General features: G+C 37.1%; 23 protein-coding genes. 20 read left to right on the plus strand and 3 right to left on the minus strand.

All coding sequences use genetic code 11. The features are described from left to right. The first annotated feature begins 86 nt into the window (after positions 1-86). The 3 genes from M0D58_RS01440 to M0D58_RS01450 are packed head-to-tail and all read left to right on the plus strand — an operon-like array spanning position 87 to position 1,711. The gene (locus M0D58_RS01440) at positions 87-677 is read left to right on the plus strand and encodes a hypothetical protein (protein ID WP_248392990.1); all 591 of its coding nucleotides are present in this window, start codon (positions 87-89) and stop codon (positions 675-677) included. 38 nt (positions 678-715) lie between these two features. Beyond that, complete coding sequence (locus M0D58_RS01445) at positions 716-1,297, plus strand: Crp/Fnr family transcriptional regulator (RefSeq protein ID WP_248392992.1); 582 nt, start codon at positions 716-718, stop codon at positions 1,295-1,297. Between the two features lie 57 nt (positions 1,298-1,354). After that, positions 1,355-1,711 carry a DUF4260 domain-containing protein gene (locus M0D58_RS01450; RefSeq protein WP_248392994.1) on the plus strand — a complete coding sequence of 119 codons (357 nt, stop codon included), beginning with the start codon at positions 1,355-1,357 and terminating at the stop codon, positions 1,709-1,711. Between the two features lie 3 nt (positions 1,712-1,714). Here the strand turns inward: M0D58_RS01450 and M0D58_RS01455 are convergent, their stop codons facing one another. Further along, positions 1,715-2,401: an NUDIX hydrolase gene (locus M0D58_RS01455; protein WP_248392996.1), complete on the minus strand. Its 687-nt coding sequence runs from the start codon at positions 2,399-2,401 to the stop codon at positions 1,715-1,717. Between the two features lie 523 nt (positions 2,402-2,924). Here M0D58_RS01455 and M0D58_RS01460 point away from each other — a divergent pair. The 6 genes from M0D58_RS01460 to M0D58_RS01485 all read left to right on the plus strand — a co-directional run bounded on the left by M0D58_RS01460 (position 2,925) and on the right by M0D58_RS01485 (position 13,165). Further along, positions 2,925-5,312, plus strand: a complete 2,388-nt coding sequence (locus M0D58_RS01460; protein WP_248392998.1) for a glycoside hydrolase family 127 protein — start codon at positions 2,925-2,927, stop codon at positions 5,310-5,312. Between the two features lie 10 nt (positions 5,313-5,322). Further along, the gene (locus M0D58_RS01465) at positions 5,323-7,230 is read left to right on the plus strand and encodes a sialate O-acetylesterase (RefSeq protein WP_248393000.1); all 1,908 of its coding nucleotides are present in this window, start codon (positions 5,323-5,325) and stop codon (positions 7,228-7,230) included. Positions 7,231-7,353: 123 nt separating this feature from the next. After that, complete coding sequence (locus tag M0D58_RS01470) at positions 7,354-8,799, plus strand: MFS transporter (protein ID WP_248393007.1); 1,446 nt, start codon at positions 7,354-7,356, stop codon at positions 8,797-8,799. Positions 8,800-8,806: 7 nt separating this feature from the next. Continuing rightward, on the plus strand, positions 8,807-9,922 hold the full coding sequence (locus M0D58_RS01475; RefSeq protein ID WP_248393008.1) for an endo-1,4-beta-xylanase: 1,116 nt from the start codon (positions 8,807-8,809) through the stop codon (positions 9,920-9,922). A gap of 97 nt (positions 9,923-10,019) precedes the next feature. Beyond that, positions 10,020-10,994 (plus strand): glycoside hydrolase family 43 protein, encoded by a 975-nt coding sequence (locus M0D58_RS01480; protein WP_248393009.1) that lies wholly within the window; start codon positions 10,020-10,022, stop codon positions 10,992-10,994. Between the two features lie 137 nt (positions 10,995-11,131). Then, positions 11,132-13,165, plus strand: a complete 2,034-nt coding sequence (locus M0D58_RS01485) for an alpha-glucuronidase (RefSeq protein WP_428037176.1) — start codon at positions 11,132-11,134, stop codon at positions 13,163-13,165. Positions 13,166-13,305: 140 nt separating this feature from the next. On the opposite strand, the gene M0D58_RS01490 is transcribed toward M0D58_RS01485, so the two are convergent. After that, complete coding sequence (locus M0D58_RS01490) at positions 13,306-13,902, minus strand: hypothetical protein (RefSeq protein ID WP_248393011.1); 597 nt, start codon at positions 13,900-13,902, stop codon at positions 13,306-13,308. A gap of 161 nt (positions 13,903-14,063) precedes the next feature. On the opposite strand from M0D58_RS01490, the gene M0D58_RS01495 reads away from it, so the two are divergent. The 3 genes from M0D58_RS01495 to M0D58_RS01505 are packed head-to-tail and all read left to right on the plus strand — an operon-like array spanning position 14,064 to position 17,241. After that, positions 14,064-14,936 carry an AraC family transcriptional regulator gene (locus M0D58_RS01495; RefSeq protein ID WP_248393012.1) on the plus strand — a complete coding sequence of 291 codons (873 nt, stop codon included), beginning with the start codon at positions 14,064-14,066 and terminating at the stop codon, positions 14,934-14,936. Between the two features lie 24 nt (positions 14,937-14,960). Continuing rightward, positions 14,961-16,205, plus strand: a complete 1,245-nt coding sequence (gene galK, locus M0D58_RS01500) for a galactokinase (RefSeq protein ID WP_248393015.1) — start codon at positions 14,961-14,963, stop codon at positions 16,203-16,205. After that, on the plus strand, positions 16,189-17,241 hold the full coding sequence (locus tag M0D58_RS01505) for a UDP-glucose--hexose-1-phosphate uridylyltransferase (RefSeq protein WP_248393017.1): 1,053 nt from the start codon (positions 16,189-16,191) through the stop codon (positions 17,239-17,241). Before galK ends, M0D58_RS01505 begins: the two co-directional genes overlap by 17 nt. A gap of 160 nt (positions 17,242-17,401) precedes the next feature. Here M0D58_RS01505 and M0D58_RS01510 read toward each other — a convergent pair whose 3' ends face one another. Further along, positions 17,402-17,851, minus strand: coding sequence for a PA2169 family four-helix-bundle protein (locus M0D58_RS01510; protein ID WP_248393019.1), 450 nt, complete (start codon positions 17,849-17,851; stop codon positions 17,402-17,404). A 162-nt stretch (positions 17,852-18,013) separates the two neighbouring features. Between M0D58_RS01510 and M0D58_RS01515 the strand changes: the two genes are divergently transcribed. The 8 genes from M0D58_RS01515 to M0D58_RS01550 all read left to right on the plus strand — a co-directional run bounded on the left by M0D58_RS01515 (position 18,014) and on the right by M0D58_RS01550 (position 26,231). Continuing rightward, positions 18,014-18,682 (plus strand): MarR family winged helix-turn-helix transcriptional regulator, encoded by a 669-nt coding sequence (locus M0D58_RS01515; protein ID WP_248393020.1) that lies wholly within the window; start codon positions 18,014-18,016, stop codon positions 18,680-18,682. A 2-nt stretch (positions 18,683-18,684) separates the two neighbouring features. Beyond that, the gene (locus tag M0D58_RS01520; protein ID WP_248393022.1) at positions 18,685-20,154 is read left to right on the plus strand and encodes a phytoene desaturase family protein; all 1,470 of its coding nucleotides are present in this window, start codon (positions 18,685-18,687) and stop codon (positions 20,152-20,154) included. A 5-nt stretch (positions 20,155-20,159) separates the two neighbouring features. Further along, complete coding sequence (locus M0D58_RS01525) at positions 20,160-20,996, plus strand: phytoene/squalene synthase family protein (protein WP_248393023.1); 837 nt, start codon at positions 20,160-20,162, stop codon at positions 20,994-20,996. Positions 20,997-21,018: 22 nt separating this feature from the next. Continuing rightward, entirely contained in the window at positions 21,019-21,474 is a 456-nt protein-coding gene (locus M0D58_RS01530) for a sterol desaturase family protein (protein WP_248393024.1), read from the plus strand. Then, complete coding sequence (locus M0D58_RS01535; RefSeq protein ID WP_248393025.1) at positions 21,475-22,188, plus strand: lycopene cyclase domain-containing protein; 714 nt, start codon at positions 21,475-21,477, stop codon at positions 22,186-22,188. A 990-nt stretch (positions 22,189-23,178) separates the two neighbouring features. Further along, entirely contained in the window at positions 23,179-24,117 is a 939-nt protein-coding gene (locus M0D58_RS01540) for an alpha/beta fold hydrolase (protein WP_248393026.1), read from the plus strand. A gap of 81 nt (positions 24,118-24,198) precedes the next feature. After that, positions 24,199-24,831: a hydrolase gene (locus M0D58_RS01545; RefSeq protein ID WP_248393028.1), complete on the plus strand. Its 633-nt coding sequence runs from the start codon at positions 24,199-24,201 to the stop codon at positions 24,829-24,831. A 14-nt stretch (positions 24,832-24,845) separates the two neighbouring features. Further along, a complete protein-coding gene (locus M0D58_RS01550) occupies positions 24,846-26,231 on the plus strand; it encodes an alginate export family protein (protein WP_248393030.1) in 1,386 nt (461 codons plus the stop codon). Positions 26,232-26,348: the final 117 nt, after the last annotated feature.

Here is a 26,348-nt window from a genome sequence, read left to right on the forward strand (position 1 = left end):
GTTTTATTTTTAATCCAAATTGCAGTTGTTTTGTATAATACTTTTGTATATTTGGCGCAAAACTGTTAACTATAAAAATAAATTAGATGAGTTTCTTCAGAAAAATTTTTTCAAAAAATAAGGTGACAAACAACGAAAATCATAAAGTTCAGGGATTAAAAGAAGTCTATACTGAAGAATACTTCAAAGGAAGGTACACAGAGCAGGAGCTTTCTGAAAATGATCTGTTGGTAGACGGCTCCTTTAAAATGCTTGAAAGTTTTTTCATTGACAATAAAATTAAGCCCGTTATAGATCAGCCGGTTTACCATCCGCTGAATATCGATCAGGCTGTGCAGGAAGGAATGGGATTTTATGAATATTGCAAACAATTTGATCAGGACGACAAACAGATTGGTTTAATAATCACCATCGCATTTTCTTATTTCTTAGTTAATGAGTGGGATTTTAAACTTTTTAATGATAAAACACCTGAATTTCCGCTGAGATTTATGACATTAAAATATGACAGGGACGGCGGGGTACTCTCGTTGTATCCATTTGAATATTCATTAAAAGTGCTAAACGGTGAAGCGAGATTCAGTGATTTGTTTGAAAAGATAAAAAATAATCTTGGAAATATTCCTTCAGCAAAAGATATTTTAGACAATTTAAAACGAGATCTTAATCAGGAATGATATTATTTGAATTATAATAGCAGCAGAAGAATTTTCAAATGAAAGATTTCAGCCGGTTAGTACAGGAACATTTCGGGGCGCTTAGTCAGGATGATTTAGCAGTTATTCATTCTTTTTTTAAAGAAGAAAAGCTGAACCGGAATGAAAATTTTACAGAATCCGGACAGATTTGCAATAAACTGAGTATCGTAAAATCAGGAATACTTCGAGTATATGCTTTGTCGGAAGATGGCAGAGAAATTACACAATGGCTTTCGACCAAAGATTTTTTCGTAACTGAATTGATGGGATTTTTCTTTAATCAACCCAATCGCTGGACAATACAGGCTTTCTCCGATACAGAATTATTATCCATTTCAAAAACAGATTATATAACACTTTGCCGGAAATTTCCAAAATGGATTGAAATTGAGAAACAATTTATTATTAAATGTTTTGCAATGATGGAAGACCGTATTTTTTCGCATCTTTCGATGACGGCGGAAGAACGGTATAATCGGTATTTTGAGCAGCATAAAGAATTATTTCATCTGGTTCCGTTGCAGTATATTGCTTCAGTTCTGGGAATGACGCCGGAAACATTCAGTAGAATAAGAAAACGAAAGGCACAAAATTCTTGATTTTTGTCAAGAAAACATATTTTGGATTGTCAGATATTTGTCTTATAAATCTTAGACATGAAACATCTTTTACAGCTTGAAGAATTGGGACAATTTGGTCTTGCTATTTTTCTTTTTACTCAGATAGGATTTCAGTGGTGGCTTTTTCCACTTTGCCTCTTGCTTCCCGACGTCTCGATGATTGGCTATTTAATCAATTCTAAAATAGGAGCCTGGCTCTACAATTTTTTTCATCATAAATTGCTCGCAATCTTTGTTTTGATTTTAGGATTCTACCTCAAAATTCAGACTGTAGAATTCATTGGAATTATTTTATTTGCACATGCTGCGATGGACAGGATTTTCGGATACGGATTGAAATTTGAGGATGATTTTAAGCATACCCACTTAGACTGGATCGGGAAGAAATTATAATGTTTAAATCTTAAACATAAATCCTTCGGCAAGCTTTTTTTTATATTGATCCTCATCAAAACGATATAGGAAAGATCCTTTTTTAGACGAGGTCATATCTTTTTCCTCTGTTTTTACCAGAATATCCAGTGCATTGATTTTACTGATGAAATTCCGTTTGTCGTATTGTTCATTAAAAATGGCTTCATAAAGACTCTGCAGATCTTTCATGGTGAATTTCTCCGGAAGAAGCTCGAAGCCGATTGGTCTTGTGGAAGCTCTTCTTCGTAATCTTAAAACAGCATCTTTTACCATCTCATTATGATCGAAAATGAGAGTAGGAAAATCCTGAAGATCAAACCATTTTGCATTATATTTTTGATTGATACGGATATTCTTTTCAATATTAATCAGGGCATAATAAGAAATTGACATGATTCGTGCGGTAGGCTCACGGTCAATCTGCGTATAACAGTTAAGCTGCTCAAGATAAATGTTTTCCAGGCCTGTCAATGTTTTAAGAACACGCTGTGCAGCCTCATCAGAGGTTTCATCACTCCCGATAAACCCTCCCATTAAAGACCATTCTCCCATTTTGGGTTCGAAGTTTCTTTGCACAAGAAGAATTTTAAGATTTTCACCGTCAAAGCCGAAAATAATACAGTCAACGGCTACCAAATGTCTTGGATATTGAGAATAATCCTGGGTCATCTTTATATTTTATACAAAGGTAACTTATTTACCCTTATGATTATATATAAATGTATTTTTCACACTTTTTTAATGAAATTATTTTCTTTCGGTTAAAAAAGCAATGCTGAAGAACATTTCGGGAGAAAATATGTTGTCTTTAGACGTAATTATTTCCCAAAAATTGATTAATCAAATATAAAATTAATGTTAAAATTATGTTAATTTTTGAGTCTGATTTTACCGGATAAAAAAAAAATAAATTTTCAGCCTTACTATTAAAAATACGATAAGTTCTTACATGTATTATTTTCCTCTTCTTTCAAATGTTATGTATTCATTTTGTACACAAACATTTAATTTTATGTTCCTGATTTTCTATACCATCAATAATCTTATTTTTTATGATAAGCTTTAATCGGTTTATAATTTTTAAAGTTTGTTAAAACTTGTTTTTATATGCAATCTCCGGTTCATATTTTTAAAAATGTTTTATATATAAATTCTTTCTTTTATTTTAGAAATGTTGAAATAACATTTATTAATGAACCGAAAAATCTCCATTATCGTATTCGCATTTTCATCATTTACTTTTGCACAGGTAAATAAGAAAATTCAGTATTTCCTGCTGAGAGATGTAAAGCTGTCGGAAAGTGTTTTTAACAAAGCCATGAAGGCTGATAAAAATTATATGATGTCTATGGAACCAGACAGGTTGCTGGCTCCTTATCTCAGGGAAGCAGGCTTGCAGCCAAAAGCTGAAAATTATCCGAACTGGGAAAATACAGGCCTGGACGGACATATCGGAGGACACTATATTTCTGCACTCTCATTAATGTATGCTTCAACAGGAGATCCAAAGGTTAAGCAGAGACTCGATTATATGATTGATGAGCTTGACCGTTGCCAGCAATCATCCGTAAACGGTTATCTTTCAGGGGTACCTTCGGGTAAAAAAATCTGGAAAGAAATTTCGGAGGGAAATATTCGCGCTTCAGGTTTTGGATTGAACGACCGCTGGGTACCTTTATACAATATTCACAAAATTTATGCAGGGCTCCGCGATGCCTATTGGTATGGCGGAAGTGAAAAGGCAAAAAAAATGTTGGTACAACTTACCGACTGGATGATGAATGAAGTTTCCGGACTTTCAGATGAACAGATTCAGGAGATGCTTCGCAGCGAACATGGGGGACTGAATGAAGTTTTCGCTGATGTGTATGAAATTACCGGAAATAAAAAATATCTTCAGCTTGCCCACAGATTTTCACATCAGGCCATTCTAAATCCACTGCTTTTAGGAGAAGATAAGCTTACAGGAATTCACGCCAATACCCAAATTCCAAAAGTAATAGGCTACAAACGAATTGCAGATCTCGAAAACAATGTGCAGTGGAGCAATGCTGCAGATTTTTTCTGGCACAATGTCACTGAAAAAAGATCTTCCGTTATCGGTGGAAACAGCGTCAGTGAGCATTTTAATCCCGTTAATGATTTCAGCAGCATGATTAAAAGCATTGAAGGTCCCGAAACCTGCAACACCTACAACATGCTGAAACTTACCAAAGAGCTTTTCGCAACTTTGCCCAAGTCATATTATATGGATTATTATGAGCGCGCGCTCTATAATCATATTCTTTCTACTGAAAATTATGATAAAGGAGGATTTGTGTATTTTACACCGATGCGCCCCGGTCATTACCGTGTATACTCACAGCCGCAGACAAGTTTCTGGTGCTGTGTAGGTTCCGGACTGGAAAATCACGCCAAGTATGGTGAAATGATTTATGCTCATTCTGATAATGATCTTTATGTTAATCTTTTCATTCCATCAACACTTAAATGGGCAGAAAAGAAAATCCTGATCAGACAGGAAAATAACTTTCCTGAAACTCCATTTACCAAACTGATTGTTGATCTGGCCGGAAAAGGAAATTTTAACCTTAAACTAAGATCTCCGCAATGGACAAATCCTTCTGAAGTAAACATTTCAATTAACGGGAAAAAGCAAAATGTACAGCCGGATGGCAACGGTTATTTTACTTTAACTAAGAAATGGAAAAAAGAAGATGTGATCGAAATGAATCTTCCGATGCATCTTTCTGCAGAGCAATTGCCTGATAAATCAGATTATTATGCCTTTAAATACGGGCCTGTTGTTCTTGCTGCAACATATGGAACCGAAGATCAACAAGGATTATTAGCTGATGACAGCCGCGGCGGACACATTGCGCATGGTCCGCAGATTCCGTTGAATGAAATTCCGGTTATTTTAGGAAATAATCAGGAAGTTATCAATCATGTAAAACCGGTTGAAAATAAAAATCTTACATTCAGTCTCACAGGTTTATATCCGGAAGAAAAATTTGGTAAAGGTTTTCAGCTGGTGCCGTTTTACAAGATTCAGGAAGAAAGATATATTTTGTACTGGCCGCAGGCTGATCAGGATAAAATTGAATCTATCCAGAAAAAGAAAGCGGAAGAAGAAGCTGAAACCCGAAAACTTGATCTCATTACGGTCGATAAAATTCAGTTGGGTGAGCAGCAACCGGAGTCTGATCATTATTTTGAAAGCAAAGATTCCAACACGGGGTATATGGAAGACCGTCATTTCCGGGATGCAAAAGGATGGTTCAGTTACCGAATGAAAAATCCGGGTAAGAATGCTGCTTATTTGTACATTTTATATTTTGATGCGAATGCCAACCGGTCTTTGAATGTAGAGATCAACGGCAAAAATGTATCGGCAAAAAAACTGGAAGGAAAAGCCGGAAACTCACCTCAATATCTGCTTTTACCGATTCCTGAAACAGAAAAGAATAAAGAAATCCTTAGTGTAAAATTTTTTGCAGAAGAACAGATGACCACTTCAAAAATCATTGAAGTACGTTTGCTGACGCAGAACTATCAAAAGTCTGTCAATAAAAATTAAAGATTAACCCATGAAAAGATATTGCTCAAAATTATTTCTAATAATAGCCATTTTCAGCGCCTGTTTATTTGATGCTAAAGTAAGGCTTCCTGCACTGGTTTCAGACGGAATGATACTCCAAAGGAACCAGAAGCTTAAAATCTGGGGCTATGCGGATGCCGGAGAAAAGGTATATATTAAATTTTTAAATAAAACGTATTCAGCGACAGCAGATAATTCAGGAAACTGGAACATTATGCTTCCTGAACTTAAAGCCGGTGGACCGTTTGTGATGACCATAAACGATATTACGCTTAAAGATATTTTAATCGGAGATGTTTGGGTTGCATCCGGACAATCGAATATGGAACTTCCTATGAGACGTCTAAAACCGCTGTATGGAGAGGAAATGAAAACAGTAAATAATCAGAATATCAGGTTTTTTACGGTTCCGCAGAAATACAATTTTAAAGCAGCGCAGAATGATCTTGACGGCGGAAAATGGGAAAGCACCAATCCACAGACCATTCAGAATTTTTCGGGTGTAGCTTATTTTTTTGCTAAAAATCTGTATGAAAGAAATAAAGTTCCTGTAGGGATCATTCACACAAGTTTGGGAGGTTCTCCGGTTCAGGCGTGGATGGATGCGAATTCCCTTAAAAAATATCCTGAATATCTGGAAGAAGCTGAAAAATGGAAAAATGATGATTTGATAAAATCTACAGAATCCAACGAACAGGCTTTAAGCAGAGCCTGGTATACAGAGCTTGATCAGAGTGATATTGGTTTAAACCAGCACTGGGAAAATTTTGATCTTAATGATTCATCATGGAAAACAATGAATGTTCCGGGATCATGGGAAGATCAGGAAGGACCCTTTGAAGGTTCGGTATGGTTCAGAAAAGAGATCACACTGTCAAAAAGTGAGGCAGGAAAAGCAGCTTTCCTGAATCTTGGTAGAATAAAAGATGCGGATGTGACTTATATCAACGGTGTGAAAGTAGGAAATGTTACCTATGAATATCCACCGAGATGGTATGATATTCCTGCTGGCGTTTTAAAAGAAGGTAAAAATAGTATTGCCGTAAGAATCACCAACGGAAGCGGAAAAGGACAGTTTATCGCTGACAAACCGTATTATCTTGAAATCGGCGGAAAGAAAATCGATCTTACAGGTTCATGGAAATATAAAATAGGTGCAAAAATGGAGAAAATGGCTCCGGGTCAGACATTCATCCGCTGGAAACCGACCGGGCTGTACAATTCTATGATCAATCCGTTGATTAACTATAAAGTAAAAGGATTTCTTTGGTATCAGGGCGAAAGCAACACCGGAAAACCGAAAGAATATGGTGATCTTTTAACGACAATGATCAACGACTGGCGTTCTAAATGGGAAGAAAAAGAGGCACCGTTCCTGATCGTTCAGCTTGCAAATTTTATGGAAGCTAAAAATCAGCCTGTCGAAAGCAACTGGGCAGAACTCAGAGATCAGCAGCGTAAAGTTTCGCTCAATGTTCCGCAAACCGGACTTGCCGTAATCATCGATGTTGGAGAATGGAACGATATTCATCCTCTTGATAAAAAAACAGTGGGCGACAGGTTAGCATTGCAGGCATTGAAAATTGCTGATAAAAAAGATATTGTTGCAGACGGACCTGTTTATCAGACCATGAAAATTGAAGGAAATAAGATTATGCTTTCATTTAAAAAAGGAACCGATGATTTTGCTCCTGTTTCGGAATTAAAAGGTTTTGCAATAGCAGGTAAAGACAGAAAATACCAGTGGGCAAAAGCGAAAACAGAAGGTAAAAATATTATTGTCTGGAATGATGAAATTAAAGATCCCGTTTCAGTTCGCTACGACTGGGCAGACAATCCTGACGGAAATTTAAAAAACAAATCAGGTCTTCCGGCTTCATCCTTCACTACAGAATAAAATTAAAAAAAATCATATACAATTTATAGTTTGAGAAACAGATTAGAAAATCTATGATCTGTCAGTCTATCATCTATAATCATTTATCATTAATCAATCATCTACTAATACATCTACAACGATATGAACAATCCATCACAGAAAATATCTGTCATCGAAAAAATAGGCTACAGCCTGGGAGATCTTGCTGCCAATCTTGTTTTTCAGACTTTGGTAACCTATCTCGCTTATTTTTATACGGATATTTACGGACTAAAAGCAGAGGATGCATCAGTCATAACATTGATAGTAGGATTAATTGCCGGCTTCGGGTTCAATCCGATGGTAGGAGCTTTGGCAGACCGTACTGCAACAAGATGGGGGAAATTCCGTCCGTGGATTCTTTTCACGTCTGTTCCGCTTGGGATTACTGCTTTGTTAGCTTTCAGTACACCCGATTTTTCTTATAAAGGTAAAATGATCTACGCTGCAGCAACGTACTCCTTGTTACTGTTGTTATATGCAGCGAATAACCTGCCGTACGCAGCACTAAGCGGTGTTATTACGGGAGATATGTCAGAACGTAACAGTATTTCTTCTTACCGTTTTGTGGCGGTGATGTTTGCCCAGTTTTTCGTTCAGGTATTTATGTTGCCAATCATTTTATCTGTAGGAAATGGAGATAAAGCTGCCGGTATCGAAACGGTAATGACCTGGCTTGCGATAATTGGCTCCGTAATGTTGCTGATTACCTTTTTCACTACCAAAGAAAGAATCATCCCAAAACCTGAACAGAAATCAACCTTAAAAGAAGATTTAAAAGATGTTTTCCAAAACAGGCCATGGATTATTATGCTTACTGTTACAGCTTTCATTTTCATAACCCTGGCGATGAAAGGCGGCGCTTATGTGTATTACTTTAACAATTATGTGGATGAAGCTTCTCTTAAAAGCTTTATTTCACCCATTACCACATTTTTTAACTCGGTAGGAATGAATTTCTTCGGTGAAGATCCTAAGTCTGCCGGTTTCGGATTGTTTAATGCGGGAGGAATCATTATGATGATCGTTGGAATTACTTTTTCCAAAAGGTTTGCCGATAAATACGGAAAGCGTGATACCTTCATCGCATCGCTGTTTATTTCCACTTTATTTGTTCTGTTCTTTGTTTTTTATCCTCCGAAAGCAGTAGGAATAATGTTCCTTTCTCAGATTTTGCACGGATTCTTTTACGGAATCAGTACTCCTTTACTTTGGGCTATGATTGCAGATGTAGCCGATTATTCCGAGTGGAAAAACAACAGGAGAGCCACCGCTATTATCTTTTCTGCCATGATGGTAGGTTTGAAGGTAGGTTTAAGCATCGGAAGCTCATTGGTAGCATTGATTATCGGTAAGTACGGATATATTTCTACGGAGGGTACGGAAAATGTGGTTCAGCCTGAAACGGTGGCTGCAGGAGCTAAAATGCTGGTAAGCGTTTTTCCTTCGATTCCTTTTTTCATCGCATGCGGATTACTTTTATTCTATAAAATCAATAAAAAAATGGAAGTTCAGATCGAAAAAGATCTGGCGGAAAGAAGAAAATAATATGACTATGAAACGAATAATTACATTAGGCTTAATAATGCTGGCCGCATCAAATGCAGTCGCTCAAAAAACAGGAAATTCTCTGAAAAAAGCTTTTAAAGATAAATTTTATATCGGTACAGCCATGAGTCTTCCGCAAATCAACGGAACGGATGTGAAATCAGATCAGATTATCGCTTCACAATTCAGCTCTATTGTGGCGGAAAACTGTATGAAATCCATGTTTCTGCAGCCTCAGGAAGGAAAATTCTTTTTTGATGACGCCGACCGCTTTGTGGCTTTTGGTGAAAAGAATAAAATGTTTATCATCGGTCATACCCTGATCTGGCATTCACAGTTGCCAAAATGGTTTTTTGTGGACAAAGACGGGAAAGATGTTTCTGCTGAGGTGTTGAAACAACGAATGAAAAATCACATTACAACCGTTGTTTCAAGATACAAAGGCCGCGTGAAAGGTTGGGACGTAGTCAATGAAGCCATCATGGAAGACGGAACGTACAGAAAAAGTAAGTTTTATGAAATCCTTGGCGAGGAATTTATCCCTTTGGCATTCCAATACGCTCAGGAAGCTGATCCGAATGCTGAACTGTATTACAATGATTATAATGAATGGTATCCTGAAAAGGTAAAGACAGTTATTAATATCGTTAAAAAAATGAAATCCAGAGGAATAAGAGTTGATGGTGTAGGAATGCAGACACACGTTGGCCTGGATACTCCGAAACTGGCGGAATATGAAAAAGCGATAACAGATTATGCATCCGCCGGAGTAAAAGTAAATATTACTGAAATGGACATCAGTGCGCTGCCTTCACCTTGGGGAACTTCTGCCAACGTCTCAGATACGGTAAAATATCAGGCGAAGATGAATCCTTACACCAAAGGTCTTCCTGAAAATATAGAGAAAGAATGGGAAAATCGTTATCTTGATTTCTTCCGTCTTTTCATCAAACACGAAGACAAAATCAGAAGAGTGACGTTGTGGGGTGTTACCGATAAACAATCATGGAAAAATGATTTCCCGGTAAAAGGCAGAACCGATTATCCTTTACTTTTCGACCGTAATTTTAAAGCAAAACCAGTGGTTGAAAAAATTATTCAATTAACAAAAGAGAAAAAATAAATAATAAATCATTATTTATCAATTATCAATTATCAATTATCAATTATCAATTATCAATTATCAATTATCAATCTATTATCTAAAAGTCTAAACTAAAATGAACAAAGCAAAATATCTATTCCCGAACGACTATATGGCAGACCCTTCTGTCCATGTTTTTGAGGGGAAAATTTATATCTATCCTTCCCACGACCGCGAAAGCGGAATTGAAGAAAATGATAACGGAGATCACTTTGATATGAATGATTACCATGTATTTTCTTTAGATGATGTAGAAAACGGAGAAATTACGGATCATGGTGTGGTGCTTTCCGTTAAAGATATTCCATGGTCGGGGAGACAGCTCTGGGACTGCGATGTTGCTTTTAAAAATGGCAAATATTTTATGTACTTTCCCTTGAAAGACAAAAACGATATCTTCAGAATCGGGGTTGCGGTGAGTGACAAACCTTACGGACCTTTCGTCCCTGAAAAACACCCAATGATGGGAAGCTACAGCATCGATCCTTGTATTTTTGAAGAAGATGGAAAACATTATATGTATTTCGGAGGGATCTGGGGCGGACAGCTTCAGCGTTACCGAAATAATAAAGCCCTGGAATCTGCCGTAATTCCTCAGGATGATGAGCCTGCCATTCCGTCCAAAGTTGCTTTGTTAAGCGACAATATGCTGGAATTTGGTGAAGAACCTAAAGACATTCTTATCCTCGACGAAAAGGGAAATCCGCTTCTTCACGGAGACAAACACCGTTTCTTTGAAGCTTCCTGGATGCACAAATACAACAGTAAATATTATTTTTCGTATTCAACCGGTGACACTCATCTGCTTTGTTATGCAACCGGAGATAATCCTTACGGACCATTCACTTTTCAGGGTGAAATTTTAACACCGGTAGTAGGCTGGACTACCCATCATAGTATTGTTGAATTTAAAGGGAAATGGTACCTGTTTTTTCACGACAGTGTTCCGAGCGGAGGAAGAACATGGCTCAGAAGCATGAAGGTTGTAGAAATTGAATATGATGAAAACGGTAAAATAAAAACCATCGAAGGATTGGACGAAAATCAGTAAAATGCAATCAACTTTGTCAAAATTCTGAACTTTGACAAAGTTTTTAAACCAATTTCACACGCGGAACCCGAAGGGTTCAATAACAATAGCCGTAGTTGAAACCTATGGAATTTAAATTAAATGTTAAAAAAATTGCCATGCAGCATTTCCGAATTTATTTTATCGCATTTCTAATGATTCCGTTAATGACCTTCGCGGAAGACGGAAGTCAGCTTTGGCTTCGCTTTCCAGCAAAAAACGGAATTTCTGCAGATCAGATTATCGCTAAAGGAAACAGTGCGACGCTGAATATTGCCAGAAAAGAACTGAGCAGTCACTGGCAGGGCCAAACCGTGGAGCTGCGAACAGATAAATCTTTAAAAAGCCTGAAAGATGGTTACACCATAAAATCCGGACAGAATAAAATTGTCATTGCTTCTGCAAAAGAAATCGGCTTGTTGTATGGCGTTTATCATATTTTACGGCTTCAGCAAACCAACGTTTCCACTGCCGATTTAAACATTACAGAAAAACCTTCGTACGATGTAAGAATTCTAAACCATTGGGATAATCTGGACGGAACGATTGAACGCGGTTATGCAGGCCATTCTCTCTGGAAATGGGAAGATCTTCCGAATACAATTTCTCCCCGATATGAAGAATACGCAAGAGCAAATGCCTCTGTCGGGATCAATGCTGTAGTATTGAATAATGTTAATGCCTCTCCAAACATGCTTCGTGAAGACTATCTGAAAAAAGTAAAAATACTTGCCGATATTTTCAGACCGTATGGCATCAGGGTTTATCTTTCGGTCAATTTTGCCTCGCCAAAAGTGTTGGGAGGAACCGAAAATTCAGATCCGTTAAATAAAAATGTTCAGAAATGGTGGAAAAATAAAGCTTCAGAAATATATAAATTAATTCCTGACTTCGGCGGATTTTTGGTGAAAGCCAATTCAGAAGGCCAGCCGGGACCGCAGGATTATGGAAGAACGCATGCCGACGGAGCCAATATGATGGCTGATGTTTTAAAACCATACGGAGGAATCGTAATGTGGAGGGCTTTCGTATACAGTCCGAGCAAAGATGACCGCGCGAAGCAGGCTTATCTGGAATTTGTTCCTCTTGATGGAAAATTCAGGGATAATGTGATCATTCAGATTAAAAACGGACCTGTTGATTTTCAGCCTCGTGAAGCATTTAATCCTTTGTTTGGTGCATTAAAGAAAACTCCTGAAATGGTGGAATTTCAGATCACACAGGAATATCTGGGACAGGCTAATCATCTGGCTTATCTCGCTCCTTTATTCAAAGAAACTTTGGAAAGCGATACTTATTCTAATGGTGAAGGTTCCACAATTGCTAAAATTACCGACGGAACATTAAGACCCGCAAAAATCACAGCCATTTCTGCTGTGGCCAATATCGGAGAAGATACCAACTGGACAGGCCATCATTTTGCACAGGCCAACTGGTATGCATTCGGACGCCTTGCGTGGAATCATGAGCTTACGCCAGAACAGATTGCCGACGAATGGATTACAATGACCTTTACGGATAATGAAAAATTCGTTAACCCGGTGAAAGAAATGATGCTTACTTCAAGGGAAACGGTTGTTGACTACATGATGCCTTTAGGACTTCATCATATTTTCGCAGGAGGACATCATTACGGTCCCGAACCTTGGGGAGATTACAAAGGCGGTAGACCCGACTGGTCGCCGGTCTATTATCATCAGGCCGATAAAAATGGAGTAGGATTTGACAGAACCGTAACAGGAAGTAACGCGGTTTCACAATATTTTCCTCCATTAAATGACATTTATGGAAATATTAAAACGTGTCCGGAAAATCTTATCCTTTGGTTTCATCATGTTCCATGGGAGTATAAAATGAAAGATGGGAAAACATTATGGGAAGAACTTTGCTACAAATATGATTCAGGAGTTCATAAGGTGAGGAATTACCAGAAACTCTGGGACACGATGGAACCTTATATCGACGAACAAAGGTTTACGGAAGTACATTCGAAACTAAAAATCCAGGCGAAAGATGCTGTCTGGTGGAAAGATGCTTGTCTATTATATTTCCAGACTTTCTCTAAAACGTCTATCCCGTATGATATTGAAAGACCTGTGCATGAGCTGGAAGATTTGAAAAAAATCAAACTGAATATGGGCCACCATAATTAAAAATAAGGCAACTCTTTTCTGTATTTGAAAGAAGAGTTGCCTTATAAAAAATAACTGTACTTGAAATTTTATCCGGTATTAATCGGAATAACTATATAATAATTAGTATATGGAATAATTAGTATTACACTAAATGTTCTTTATTTTAATGAAATGATCTTATTAAAAACATTTCCGTTCTCTTCTACCCGGATAATGTAATTTTCTGATGTATTTTTGTCCAGATCAAAAGTAACATTCAGATCTCCGTTTTCAGACTGCTTGGTTGCTGTGTAATAGTTGTTGTCTGAAAAATCTGTTACAGAAATCATTACAGGATTTTTTACAGCAGACATATGAAGTTTTACAAAGTTACCTGAAACACTATATTCCGGTTTGTTGATAACACTTACAGGGGTTTTATCAACTTCCATCACATTATCTTTGTTAATGCTGATTCTGTATTTTTCAACTTTTCCTTCAGATTCCGCCACCAGATAATAAGTACCTGTAGAAAGTTCCTTAAGATCGTAAGATTTTGAAATAACGTTTTCCGCATCAAGTTTTTCAGAAAATATTTCGCCGTCTATATCGTTATATACAAACAATGAAACATTTTTAGCATTAGATATCTCAAAGTTTATTGTTTTTGCACTCACCGTTCCTAAAGCAATAGAAAAGTCTCTGTCTTTACTCATCAAGCTTGCTGAGATTAATAAGAATCCTGCAAGAAAAGTAGATTTTAAAAATGTATTCATAATGACAAGTTTTTTGTTATCAATAATTTATACTGCAAATCTACAGCAGATCCTCTTTCAATTCTACAATACAATTTTCACATATATGTACAATATTAACCTGATTGTTATATTAATTAAATATTAATTGTTAATTTTACATATAATTAATTGGACATCATATGAAACATGCCAATCCTGCTTTTGAAGCCATAAAACCTAATATCGGAAGCAGTTTTACAAGTCTGAAGTTTCAGCGTAATGAAAATATAAAATCTCACGTCTGGCATTATCATCCGGAAGTAGAACTAATATTTGTTTGCAAAGGTTCCGGAAAGAGACAGATCGGGAGTAATATCTCCTATTTTTCGGATGGAGATCTCGTATTGATCGGGAGCAATCTTCCACATTGCGGACTTACCAACGAAAATACCAATAACGATTACGAAATGGTCATCCAGTTCAAGCCGGATTTTTTGGGAGAAAATATCTGGGAAACTCCTGAAATGCAGCGGGTTTCTGCCCTGCTTGAAAAATCAAAAGCCGGAATTGTTTTTAACGAAAATATAAAAAAAACAGTGGGTAAGAAAATTGCTGATATGCACGAAATGTCATCGCTCAACAAGCTGCTGAACTTCCTGGAAATATTAGATGAACTTGCCACCACACAGGATTACAGAATACTGAATGCCGGGAAATATTATCTACAGACACAAGTGGAGGATAATGAGAGAATCAACCATATATTTAATTATGTGAAGGACCATTTTAAAGAACAGATCACGCTGGAAGAAATAGCGGATCTTGCCAATATGAAAGTGCCATCGTTTTGCCGTTATTTTAAGAAAATTACCAATAAAACATTTACCCAGTTTGTCAATGAATACCGGATTACCCATTCGCTGAAACTCCTTGCGGAACAGCCGTTAAGCATTACCGAAGTCTGTTTTGAATCCGGATTCAACAATTTCAGCTATTTTAATAAAACGTTTAAAGAATATATCAAGAAAAGCCCGTCACAATACCGTAAAGAATTTAATTATTTTATGGAATAATTTTAAAAAAACAACCTTGTTTATTTGAAATATACGTGTACATTTAACACTTATAAAATTCATTACAATACTCTTATTTTGATCCAGGAAAAATTAATTAATAATACGAAAGAGGCTTTTCGAAAAGCCTTTCAAACCCAACCGGAGCATATTTTCCTTTCTCCCGGAAGAATAAATATTATCGGTGAGCATGTAGATTATAGTGATGGCTTTGTTTTGCCGGCAGCCATTGACAAATACATTTGTTTTGCTGTTGAAAAGGCAGGAAATTCTGATATGTGCACCTTTTTCGCAGTAGATTTTAATGACAGTTTCAGTTTTAATGTTAAAGAAAAACAATCGCCGGTTTCGCAGACCTGGGTTAACTATTTACTGGGAGTTTTTAATGCCATTCAGGAAGAAGGAAAAATAATTGGAGGCTTAAATATAGCGTTCAGCAGCACAATTCCTATGGGTTCGGGGTTATCTTCATCTGCAGCGCTGGAATGTGGTTTTGCCTATATTCTCAATCAGATTTTTAACCTCGGTTTTTCTAAAAAAGAACTCGCTTTGATCGGGCAGAAGTCAGAACATACTTATGTCGGAGTAAAGTGCGGAATTATGGATCAGTTTGCGTCCGTTTTCGGAAAAGAGGAAAAAGTCATCATGCTCGACTGTCACTCGCTGGATCATCAATATTTTAACGCGGATCTCAAAGGCTACAGCCTAGTTTTATTTGACAGTTGTGTCAAGCATACGCATCTTACTTCCGGGTACAACGACAGGCGCAGAGATGTAGACAACGGAAAAAATGCACTTTGGAAAAAATTTCCGGAAATTACAAAATTCCGGGATTTCAGTGTAGATATGCTTGATGCAGTGCGTGAAGAAATAGGAGAAATTAGATACAAAAGATGTCTCTACCTCCTGAAAGAAATCGGAAGGGTAGAGCAGGCTGCTGTTGCACTTTCTGAAAATAATGCTGCATGTCTCGGAAAATTGCTTACCGAAACCCATTTCGGACTTTCCAATGAATTTGAGGTAAGCTGTAATGAACTTGATTTTCTGGTGGAGCAGACCTTACAGGAAAAAGGCGTTATCGGGGCAAGAATGATGGGAGGCGGATTTGGCGGCTGCAGTATCAATCTTATCAAAGAAGATTTTGTTGAAAATGTAATCAGCAGAATCCGTGAAAAATACGAAGCTAAATTCAATATTCAGCTAAAAGTGTATCAGGTTAAAATTTCCGAAGGAATAAAAGAATATACCAACAATGAATGTAGCATTTGACAGTAAAAAACACCCTCACAGAAGATACAATCCGCTTCTCGACGAATGGATTCTGGTTTCTCCGCAACGCTCCAACAGACCGTGGCAGGGACAGACCGAAAAAACGGTTCAGGAAGAATTGCCGGCTTATGATTCCGGATGCTACCTTTGCCCGGGAAATGAAAGGGCAAACGGTGAAAAAAATCCCGACTATAAGGGGGTCTATGTCTTCGACAATGACTTCGGATCTTTGCTCAGCGATAAGGTGGATTTTTCTGTTAACAATTCAGATTTTTTTTCCATAAAACCTGAAAGAGGAATTAATAGAGTAATCTGTTTTTCTGAAAATCACAGCCTTACGTTGCCTGAAATGGAAAAGGACGCTATTAAAGAGGTAATTGACGTCTGGCAGCAGCAGTATGATGAACTCGGAAGTAAAGAATTCATTAATCATGTACAGATTTTCGAGAATAAAGGGCAGATCATGGGGTGCAGTAATCCTCATCCGCACGGTCAGATCTGGGCTCAGTCATCGATTCCGACTGCCGTGGTAAAAACTCAGGAAAATCTTAAAAACTATTTTGAAAAATCCGGAAGATCACTGTTGGAAGATTACCTTAAAAAAGAACTTGAATACGGTGAAAGAATGGTACTTGAAAATGAAAGCTTTGTTGTTTTGGTTCCATTTTGGGCGGTCTGGCCTTATGAAACGATGATCATCAGCAAAAGGAAAGCCGGAAATATCCTTGAGTTTTCGGAAGACGAGAAATATGATTTGGCCGAAATAATAAAAGATCTTACCATTAAATATGATAATCTTTTTGAAATTTCGTTTCCATATTCTGCAGGAATTCACCAATCTCCAACTGACGGAATTTCACATCCCGAATGGCATTTCCACATGCATTTTTATCCGCCGCTTCTTCGTAATGCAGAGGTTAAAAAATTCATGGTGGGTTATGAAATGCTCGCCGAAGCACAAAGAGATATAACTCCGGAACAAAGCGCAGAAGTACTTAAAAATCTTTCTACCATACACTATAAAAGCAGAAACTAAGTTGTTAATGCTTTAAAAATTATACCTTTAAAATTCTAAGAAATTAAGATTAGTTCCATTTTAAAAATCTTTAAATTAATTTCTTAAACATTAAAAACAAAAAAATAAGAGGACCCTACAAAGAGTTCTCTTATTTCTAATACTACTGAAACAGTAGGTATTAACTTAATTCTTCCAGATTTTCAAATCTTGAATAAGAAGATTTCAAATGATGAAGATGATCAGAAACAACCTGTGAACTTTCCGGACAAAGATCTCCGCTTTCTAAAGCATCCTCATAAGCATTGATTGCCACTTTTTCCCCAAATACAACATTTTCAAGGGTAGACTCATCTTTGTTGCCGGTAAAAGAATTTTTGATGTCGATCCATGCTCTGTGCACGGCACCTGCGGTACTTGTTGAATTGTCAGCCTCACCTCCTTTTTCATTAATAAGCCTGATAAGATCAGATTTCATAGTCTGAGACTGTGATACCATCTGGTCGTAATCATTTTTCAGAGCAGAATGGGTGTCCCATACTTTGTCCTCTACTTTAGAAAATCCTTCAATTCTGTCGTTCGTGATGTTCAGTAAATCATTTAGTACTGATACTGTTTTTTCGTTGTTCATATTAAATTTTTAATTGGTGTCCTTTGTAGGTTACAATAAACATGCCTTGTTTAGGGACTTTCTAAATTTTTTTTAAAAAGTTTTTTGGCATAAAAAATGATGATAGTATATTATTGTACTAAGATCTAAAAAATTAGTATATTTATATAAAAATTCAATATCATGAATTACAGAATGACAAAAGAAGTCATTGATCTTCTCGAAAAGTTTGAAAAAGAAAATGATAAACAGTATTATACTGCTGATATCAATGGTTTTAAAGAATGGGTTTGCGATCGCACATCCTCAGGAAATTCACAAATAGACGAGCCTTATTGGGAAGGAAAAGAAAAAGGAAGATCTCCTGAAAGCGCTATTACTACTTTACTGCTACATTTGAACAGATACGCCAAAAACTATTCGAAATCTGCCATTTCGGATTCTGATTTTGTGACACAGGAAGATTTTATTTATCTTATTAATCTCAGAGCATTTGGACAAATGACCAAAATGGAGCTCATTAAAAAGAATATTCATGATAAGCCTGTAGGAATGCTCATTATCACCAGGTTGCTTAAGAATGGTTGGATTGAGCAGACAGAATCTGATATAGACCGAAGAAATAAATTGATAAAAATTTCTGAAAAAGGTAATGAAGCACTTGAAAAACAGATGACAAAGATTCGGCAGGCCACGGATATTGTTTCAGGAAATCTTACCTACAGTGAAAAAATGGAGCTTATCAGAATGCTTAATAAGTTAGATCGATTTCATTATCCTATTTTCTCAAAAAATATTGACAGTAAAGATCTTATTAAAACAGTTTACGAAGAACATTCATTTAAAAATTAACTATGAAAAAAAAGATTGCGGTAATAGGATCTGGATTTTCAGGACTTTCGGCTGCGGCATATGCTTCAAAGGAAGGCCATGAAGTTCATCTTTTTGAGAAGAACGGCAGCATTGGAGGAAGAGCCAGGAAATTTACAACAGATAACGGCTACACATTTGATATGGGGCCCAGCTGGTACTGGATGCCCGATATTATAGAATCATTTTTTAATGATTTTGGTAAAAAAGCCACAGATTTCTATACGCTCATTCCTTTGGATCCGCAATTTGAAATGGTTTTTTCAGACGGCACCATGAATATTCCTCATAACTATGAAGAAATGAAAGAACTGTTTGAAAAAACAGAACCCGGAGCCGGAAAAAAACTGGATGCATTTATGAAAGATGCACAGTATAAATATGAGGTCGGGATGCAGGATTTTGTGAATAAGCCATGCCACTCCTGGTTTGAATTCGTATCTCCGAAAATAGCCAAAAGCGCACTGAAACTGGATCTCCTCACCAATTTTCAGCGTTTTGTAAGAAAATATTTCAATAATCCTAAACTGATTGTTTTAATGGAGTTCCCTGTTATTTTTCTGGGAGCTGCTCCAAAGGATATTCCTGCGTTGTACAGTTTAATGAACTACGGAGGATATAAGTTAGGGACATGGTATCCAATGGGCGGTTTTTCAAAAATTATAGAGGCAATGAAAAATATTGCTGAAGAGCAGGGAACCCGTTTTTATGTAAATGCGGATGTTGAAAAAATTAATATTAATCAAAAAGCGGCTTCTTCGCTGACGGTCAATCAGAAACAGATTGATTTTGACGTAATTATTGCATCATCAGATTATCATCACACGGAAACAAAACTTTTACCGGAAGAATTCAGGAATTATGATGAAAGTTATTGGGAGAAACGTGTTTTTGCTCCTTCCTGTCTCATTTATTATCTCGGGTTTAAAGAAAAAATCCCGAACCTGAAACATCATACTTTGTTTTTTGAAAATGATCTGGAGCTTCATACCCATGAAATTTATAAAGATAAAAAGTGGCCTACTAAACCATTATTCTATGCCTGCTGCCCTTCAAAAACAGATCCGGACGTAGCGCCCGAAAACTGTGAAAATGTTTTCTTGCTAATGCCCGTAGCTCCGGGAATTGAAGATTCTGAAGAAATAAGAGAAAGGTATTTTATGGAAATGATTCTCAGGCTCGAAAAACATACAGGAGCAACCGATCTCCTGCTGAAAATTGACTATAAAAAAAGCTATTGCGTAAAAGATTTTAAGGAAGATTACAATGCTTATCAGGGAAATGCTTACGGGCTTGCCAACACTTTATCTCAGACCGCCGTTTTAAAACCTTCACTCAGAAACAAAAAAATAAAAAATTTATTTTATACAGGGCAGCTTACCGTACCTGGACCGGGCGTACCGCCTTCCATCATATCAGGAAAAATAGCTGCAACAGAAGCCATAAAAAATTGATTGCTATGAAAAAATTATTTGACGAACTTTCTTTCAAAGTAAGTAAAGAGACCACAAAACAGTACAGCACCAGTTTTTCACTGGGAATCCTTGCTCTTTCTTCCGCTATCAGAAATCCTATCTATGCTATTTACGGATATGTACGTCTGGCTGATGAAATTGTAGACAGCTTCCATGATTATGACAAAGAAAAGCTGCTCCGTAAGTTTAAAAAAGATACTTTTAATGCATTGGAAGACGGGATTTCTCTAAATCCTATTCTCCAGTCTTTTCAGGAAACCGTCCATCAATATGATATTGATGAAAGCCTTATTCATCAGTTTTTGAAAAGTATGGAAATGGATCTTCAGAAAATAGATTATAATTCGGATCTTTACAAAGAGTATATATTGGGATCTGCAGAAGTGGTGGGATTAATGTGTCTTCAGATTTTTGTAAATGGAGACAAGGAACAGTACGAAAAGCTTAAGCCATATGCTATGATTTTAGGATCGGCTTTCCAGAAAGTAAATTTTTTACGGGATATGAAGGACGATTATTACACGTTGGGAAGGGTGTATTTTCCGGGACTGGACATGACATACTTTGACAACAATGTGAAATCATCAATTGAAAAAGAAATTGAAGAAGAATTCAGACAGGCATTGATCGGTATTAAAATGCTTCCGCCTTCATCTAGATTCGGGGTGTATCTTGCATACAGATATTACATATCCTTATTCAGGAAAATCAAAAGAAAATCTGCCCAGAATATATTAAACGGAAGAATAAGAATATCCAACGGCGCGAAAATTTCTTTAATGATGAGCTGCTATGTTCAGTACAAAACTTCTTTATTTTAAGATTAATAAATACAACTAAAAAATGAATTTTCTCATTGTAGTAGCAACTTTTTTTGTGATGGAAGGAATAACCTGGCTCACACACAAATACATTATGCACGGATTTTTATGGTCTCTGCACAAAGACCATCATGACCACAGCAATGACGGCCATATGGAAAAAAACGATTACTTTTTTGTAATCTTTGCAGTTCCGACTATTCTTTTGATGTATTACGGGACTGTTCAGGGATTTAATTACTGGTTCTATATAGCGATAGGCATTGCCCTTTATGGGATGGCCTATTTTTTTGTACATGATATTTTTATTCATCAGCGGATAAAATTTTTACGTGATACACAAAACCCGTATTTACTTGCTATCAGAAGAGCGCACAAACAGCATCATAAGCATATCGGAAAGGAGAAAGGGGAGTGTTTCGGTTTTCTTTGGGTGCCTGTAAAATATTTTAAATTATATTTTAATAAAAATAAATAGATGCAGCAATATACCTATCTTCTTATTAATTTTTTTACGGTCATCGTCTGTTTTATTTTTTCATTTCATTATAAGATTAAATTCAACAGGTATTTCGGTGCTTTTTTAGCTGCTTCATTAATTGTCGGAGTGGTATTTGTTGCCTGGGATGCGTGGTTTACAAAAATAGGAGTGTGGTGGTTCAATGACCAATATCTTTTAGGAATACGTTTTGCCGGACTTCCCCTGGAAGAGCTGCTTTTCTTTATCTGTATTCCTTTTGCCTGTCTTTTTACCTATTTCTGTTTGGATAAATTTTTTAAACTCGACTGGAAGCCGCTTCCGGAGAAAATTTTTGTAATAATAAGTATTATTATTGCTTTATGTATTGCACTCTGGTTCAGGGAAAAGATTTATACCTTTATTACTTTTCTGTCAACAGTCTGTAGCCTTTTTATTTTAAAATTTTTATTGAAAGTAAGATGGATCGGAAAAGTTTCTTTTGTTTACCTTCTTCTAATGCCGGGTTTTCTGATGGTCAACGGAATATTGACAGGCACCGGACTGGAATCTCCCATCGTAAACTACAATCCCGAAGAGTTTATGGGGATCAGAATATTAACTATTCCTGTAGAAGATACGGTCTATGGCTATGAACTTATTCTTTGGAATATTTTTCTTTTTCAAATGTTTAAAAAATCTAAAACTAACTCCTTGGTCGAAGTGGAGGCATAATTCAACAGGTTTAAATCATATTTGAACAGTTAAAATAATGAACCGATGACGCTCCGTAATGTTACGGACAGGTATTCAGGCTAATCGATGACGTTTTTTAATGCTCCGGATATTTACATAACACTTCGGATGAGTAATTAACGTTTCGAAAAGGTTAAACAACCCCAAAAGATACATTATTTACCTTAACCGGATCATTATACTATGCCATCAGATGGCTGTGTAAACCTATATACTATCGCGAATTACTCATCCGAAGCATTCTGAAATAGGTCGTGATGAATGTGAAACCTCTCCGGACAGATAAACCATGTCTCGCGATACGTTATACAACCCCGAAATACACGTCCTGAACCCCGCCGGACAGGTTACTAAATGTCGTCGGATAGGTTATACAACCTATCTGTTGAGGTGAAAAACATCTCCAGATCATCAAATTACGTGTGCAGATAGGTGAACAACGTCTCACAATACGTTATATAACCCCAAAATATACGTCCTGAACCCCGCCGGATACGTTACTAACATGGTCTGAGAGGTTATACGACCTATCTGTTACGGTAAATAACGCCTCCGGACCATTAAACAACGTCTCTCGATAGGTCCGGAACCTGTTTGGAAATATTTTTAATGGATCGAAATGCAGTAAAAAACTCAGGAATCCGCTTCTATATAATGTAAAGGTGCTTCAAAATTAAAAAATATCCTCAATTCAATAGGGGCGTGCTTAGCCCGCTTTTCTCTACCAAACTCTACATTCGACTTTAACCAAAATTTAAAAATAAATTTTATACAAATTCGAACTCAATTTCTTTTTCAGGAATACACAATTCTTTATTAAAGCGAATAAGGAGTTAATAAATTTACGGTATTACGTAAAATATTCCATTCTGTGTTTTATTTAATGTATTACAAATCAATATTTTAAGTCTTTAGGTTGTTTTTTGGCATTAGTCAGGGAAATAAATATAACCTTTAAAATATTTTATCATGAAAAAAACTAAACCCATTATCGCAGTTGCTGTTTTATCGGCCCTTATGTTTGTTTCCTGCACAAAGGCAAGCAAATCAGAAAATCAATCCCAGGATGCAGCACAGACTACTACCCAGGCAAGAGCAGAATACATCGAAGTTGAGCCCAATGTAAGGCTTCACGTAACCGACCTAGGTGAAGGAAAACCGGTTGTTTTAATTCACGGATATCCTGTGAGCGACGCTTCATGGGAATATCAGTATCTTCCTTTAATCAAGGCAGGACACCGTGTGATCGGGATTACTTTGAGAGGATTCGGACAATCGGATAAACCATACGGAAAATACAATTACGACCAGTTTGCTTCTGATATTAAAACGGTTTTAGACAAATTGGATATCAAAGATGCTACGTTAGGCGGGCACTCAATGGGCGGCGCTATCGCTTTGCATTACGTGGCAAAATATAACGCTGCTCATGTAAGCAAGTTAGCATTGTTTGCTGCTGCAGCACCTGTTCATACCAAAAAACCGGATTATCCTTATCCATTATTTACCAAAGAAGAAATCACCAAATGGGTAGACCTTGTCAGCGTAGACAGACCTGGATTACTGAACACCATTGGTGAAAGATTCGTTTTATCTCCAACTTCTGTTTCACCGGGTATTGGTGCCTGGTTAGGCGGAATCGAAATGCAGTCATCGGCATATGCCATGGAACAGGCATTAATCGCTTTACGGGATGAAGATTTAAGAGGTGACCTGCCGAAAATTAAAATTCCAACCCTTATCATGCAGGCAAAACAGGACCGGATTGTGGCGTATGCTTTAGCAGAGGAAATGAACAAAGCCATCAAAGGATCTACCTTAATTCCTTTTGAAAACAGCGGACACGCATTATTCCTGGAAGAAAAGGATAAATTCAATGCAGAACTCCTTAAGTTTTTAAAACAATAATTAGCCCCGATTGCCTGTGGCTGAAGTTGCGGGCAATTTTTTTTTAAGATTTAAATACATATTTAACCAAAATAAACTTTTATGAAACCATCTACAAACTTATTATCACCGGAGAATCACGCATTGGTACTGATTGATTTTGAAGGACAAATGGCATTTGCCACAAAAAGTATCGCCATCAGCGAATTAAGAAATAATGTCGCCATCATTTGCGGAGCATCAAAAATATTCAATGTTCCTACCGTTGTAACAACCGTTGCCGAACAAAGTTTTTCGGGTCCTGCATTTCCTGAAGTTCAGGAAGCCTATCCTATGGAAACTTCAAACTATATCGACCGTACTACCATGAATACCTGGGAAGACGAAGCGGCTTACAAAGCCATTACAGGGACTCAAAAACAGAAACTTGTTCTTGCAGGTTTATGGACAGGGGTATGTATCGTAGGCCCAGCCTTGTCTGCGCTGGAAGAAAATTATGATGTATATGTCATTACAGATGCCTGCGGCGATGTAAGCGATGAAGCTCATGAAAGAGCTATACAACGTATGATCCACGCTGGTGTGAAACCTGTAACTTCTGTACAGTATCTGTTGGAGCTTCAGAGAGACTGGGCCCGTCAGGAAACTTATGTAGCGGTAACCGACCTGATGAAAAAATACGGAGGATCGTACGGACTGGGAATTCACTATGCTCACAATATGCTGAATCATTAATATTTAAAATTAAAATGTTGAAGTCTTCATATTTCATATCCTGCCTCTCCGGAATTTTAATGGTTATCTTGTTTTCGGGAAAGATCTCTGCGCAGTCTTTTAAGCTGTTGCGATACGATGAAAACTATGAATATCTCAAAGATTCTTCAGGCACTTTTTATAATAAGGTGAAATTTCTCCCGCTTAATAATGAGAAAAATATCTATTTATCTTTTGGGGGAGAAGCACGGTATGAATATGTCGATTTCAACAATGAAGACTGGGGCAGGCTGAATCTCGGACACAATAACTTTTTCCTCCAACGGTATGATCTTCATGCAGATCTTCATTTTGGAGAACGTGTCAGAATATTTTCACAAATGCGGAGCGCCTTGCAGAGCGGAAGAAAAAATGGTCCCCGAGGAATTGACGAAGATGAGCTGAGCATTCAGAATCTCTTTGTTGATGTTAAAGCTTTTAAAAGCCAGGATAAAAATCTCGTTTTTCGTGTAGGAAGACAGGAACTGGATTACGGTTCTGGGAGATTAATATCCGTAAGGGAAGGCCCGAATGTAAGGCTTTCATTCACCGGAGCCAAACTGATGTATGAGCAGAAGGATTTTTCGGTGGATGCATTTGTGATGATGGCAGACAGCATTAACGCCGGAGTTTTTGATAATAAAATATCGAAACAGCTTAACCTTTGGGGAGCTTATTCTAAAATCATCTTTCAGAAAGCCGGGAATCTGGATATGTATTATCTGGGAATCCGCAGGGATAATGCGGTTTTCGAAGCAGGAATTGCCAAAGAAAAACGACATACACTCGGTGCACGTTTCTGGAAATACGGCGGAGGATTCATCTACAACCTGGAAGCTGCCTACCAGTTCGGAACTTTCGGGGATAAGGCGATTCGCGCATGGACAGGCTCTGTAGATCTTGGATATTTATTTGAAAATATAAAGTTTAAACCCAGCATTAATCTCCGCAATGATTATATCTCGGGAGACCGTTCCAAAGATGACAATACGCTTCAGACCTTTAATCCTCTGTATCCGAAAGGCGGGTATTTCGGGTTCAGTCCGCAGGTTGGACCAGTGAATCTTATTGATATTCATCCTTACGTTACGTTAGATCTTTCTTCAAAGCTTAAAATGCAGGCAGATGTTGTGTTCAACTGGAGATATTCTCTTCAGGATGGGGTCTACAGACCAAGCGGAGCCCTGAATCGTCCGGGCAGCAGCTCTGATAAAAGATATATCGGGACGGCATATTTAACCAATTTTACGTACAGTTTTAACAAATATATGGCATTGGTAAGCGGTATCCAGTATTTCAGGAAAGGAGCTTTCATTGAAGACATTATTCCCGGAGCTAAAAGCGGCGTATTTTATAATATCCGTTTAGGCCTTAAATTTTAATTATCACTTAAAAAAAATAAACTTTCTATTTAACCACAACAGTATTTAAAAATCTTTGATTTTTATTCTTTTGAGAGCTTTGTTTATCTAAACTTTAAAATAATCTTTTGTCTCTTT

The organism is Chryseobacterium nepalense (assembly GCF_023195755.1).
Taxonomy (GTDB): domain Bacteria; phylum Bacteroidota; class Bacteroidia; order Flavobacteriales; family Weeksellaceae; genus Chryseobacterium; species Chryseobacterium nepalense.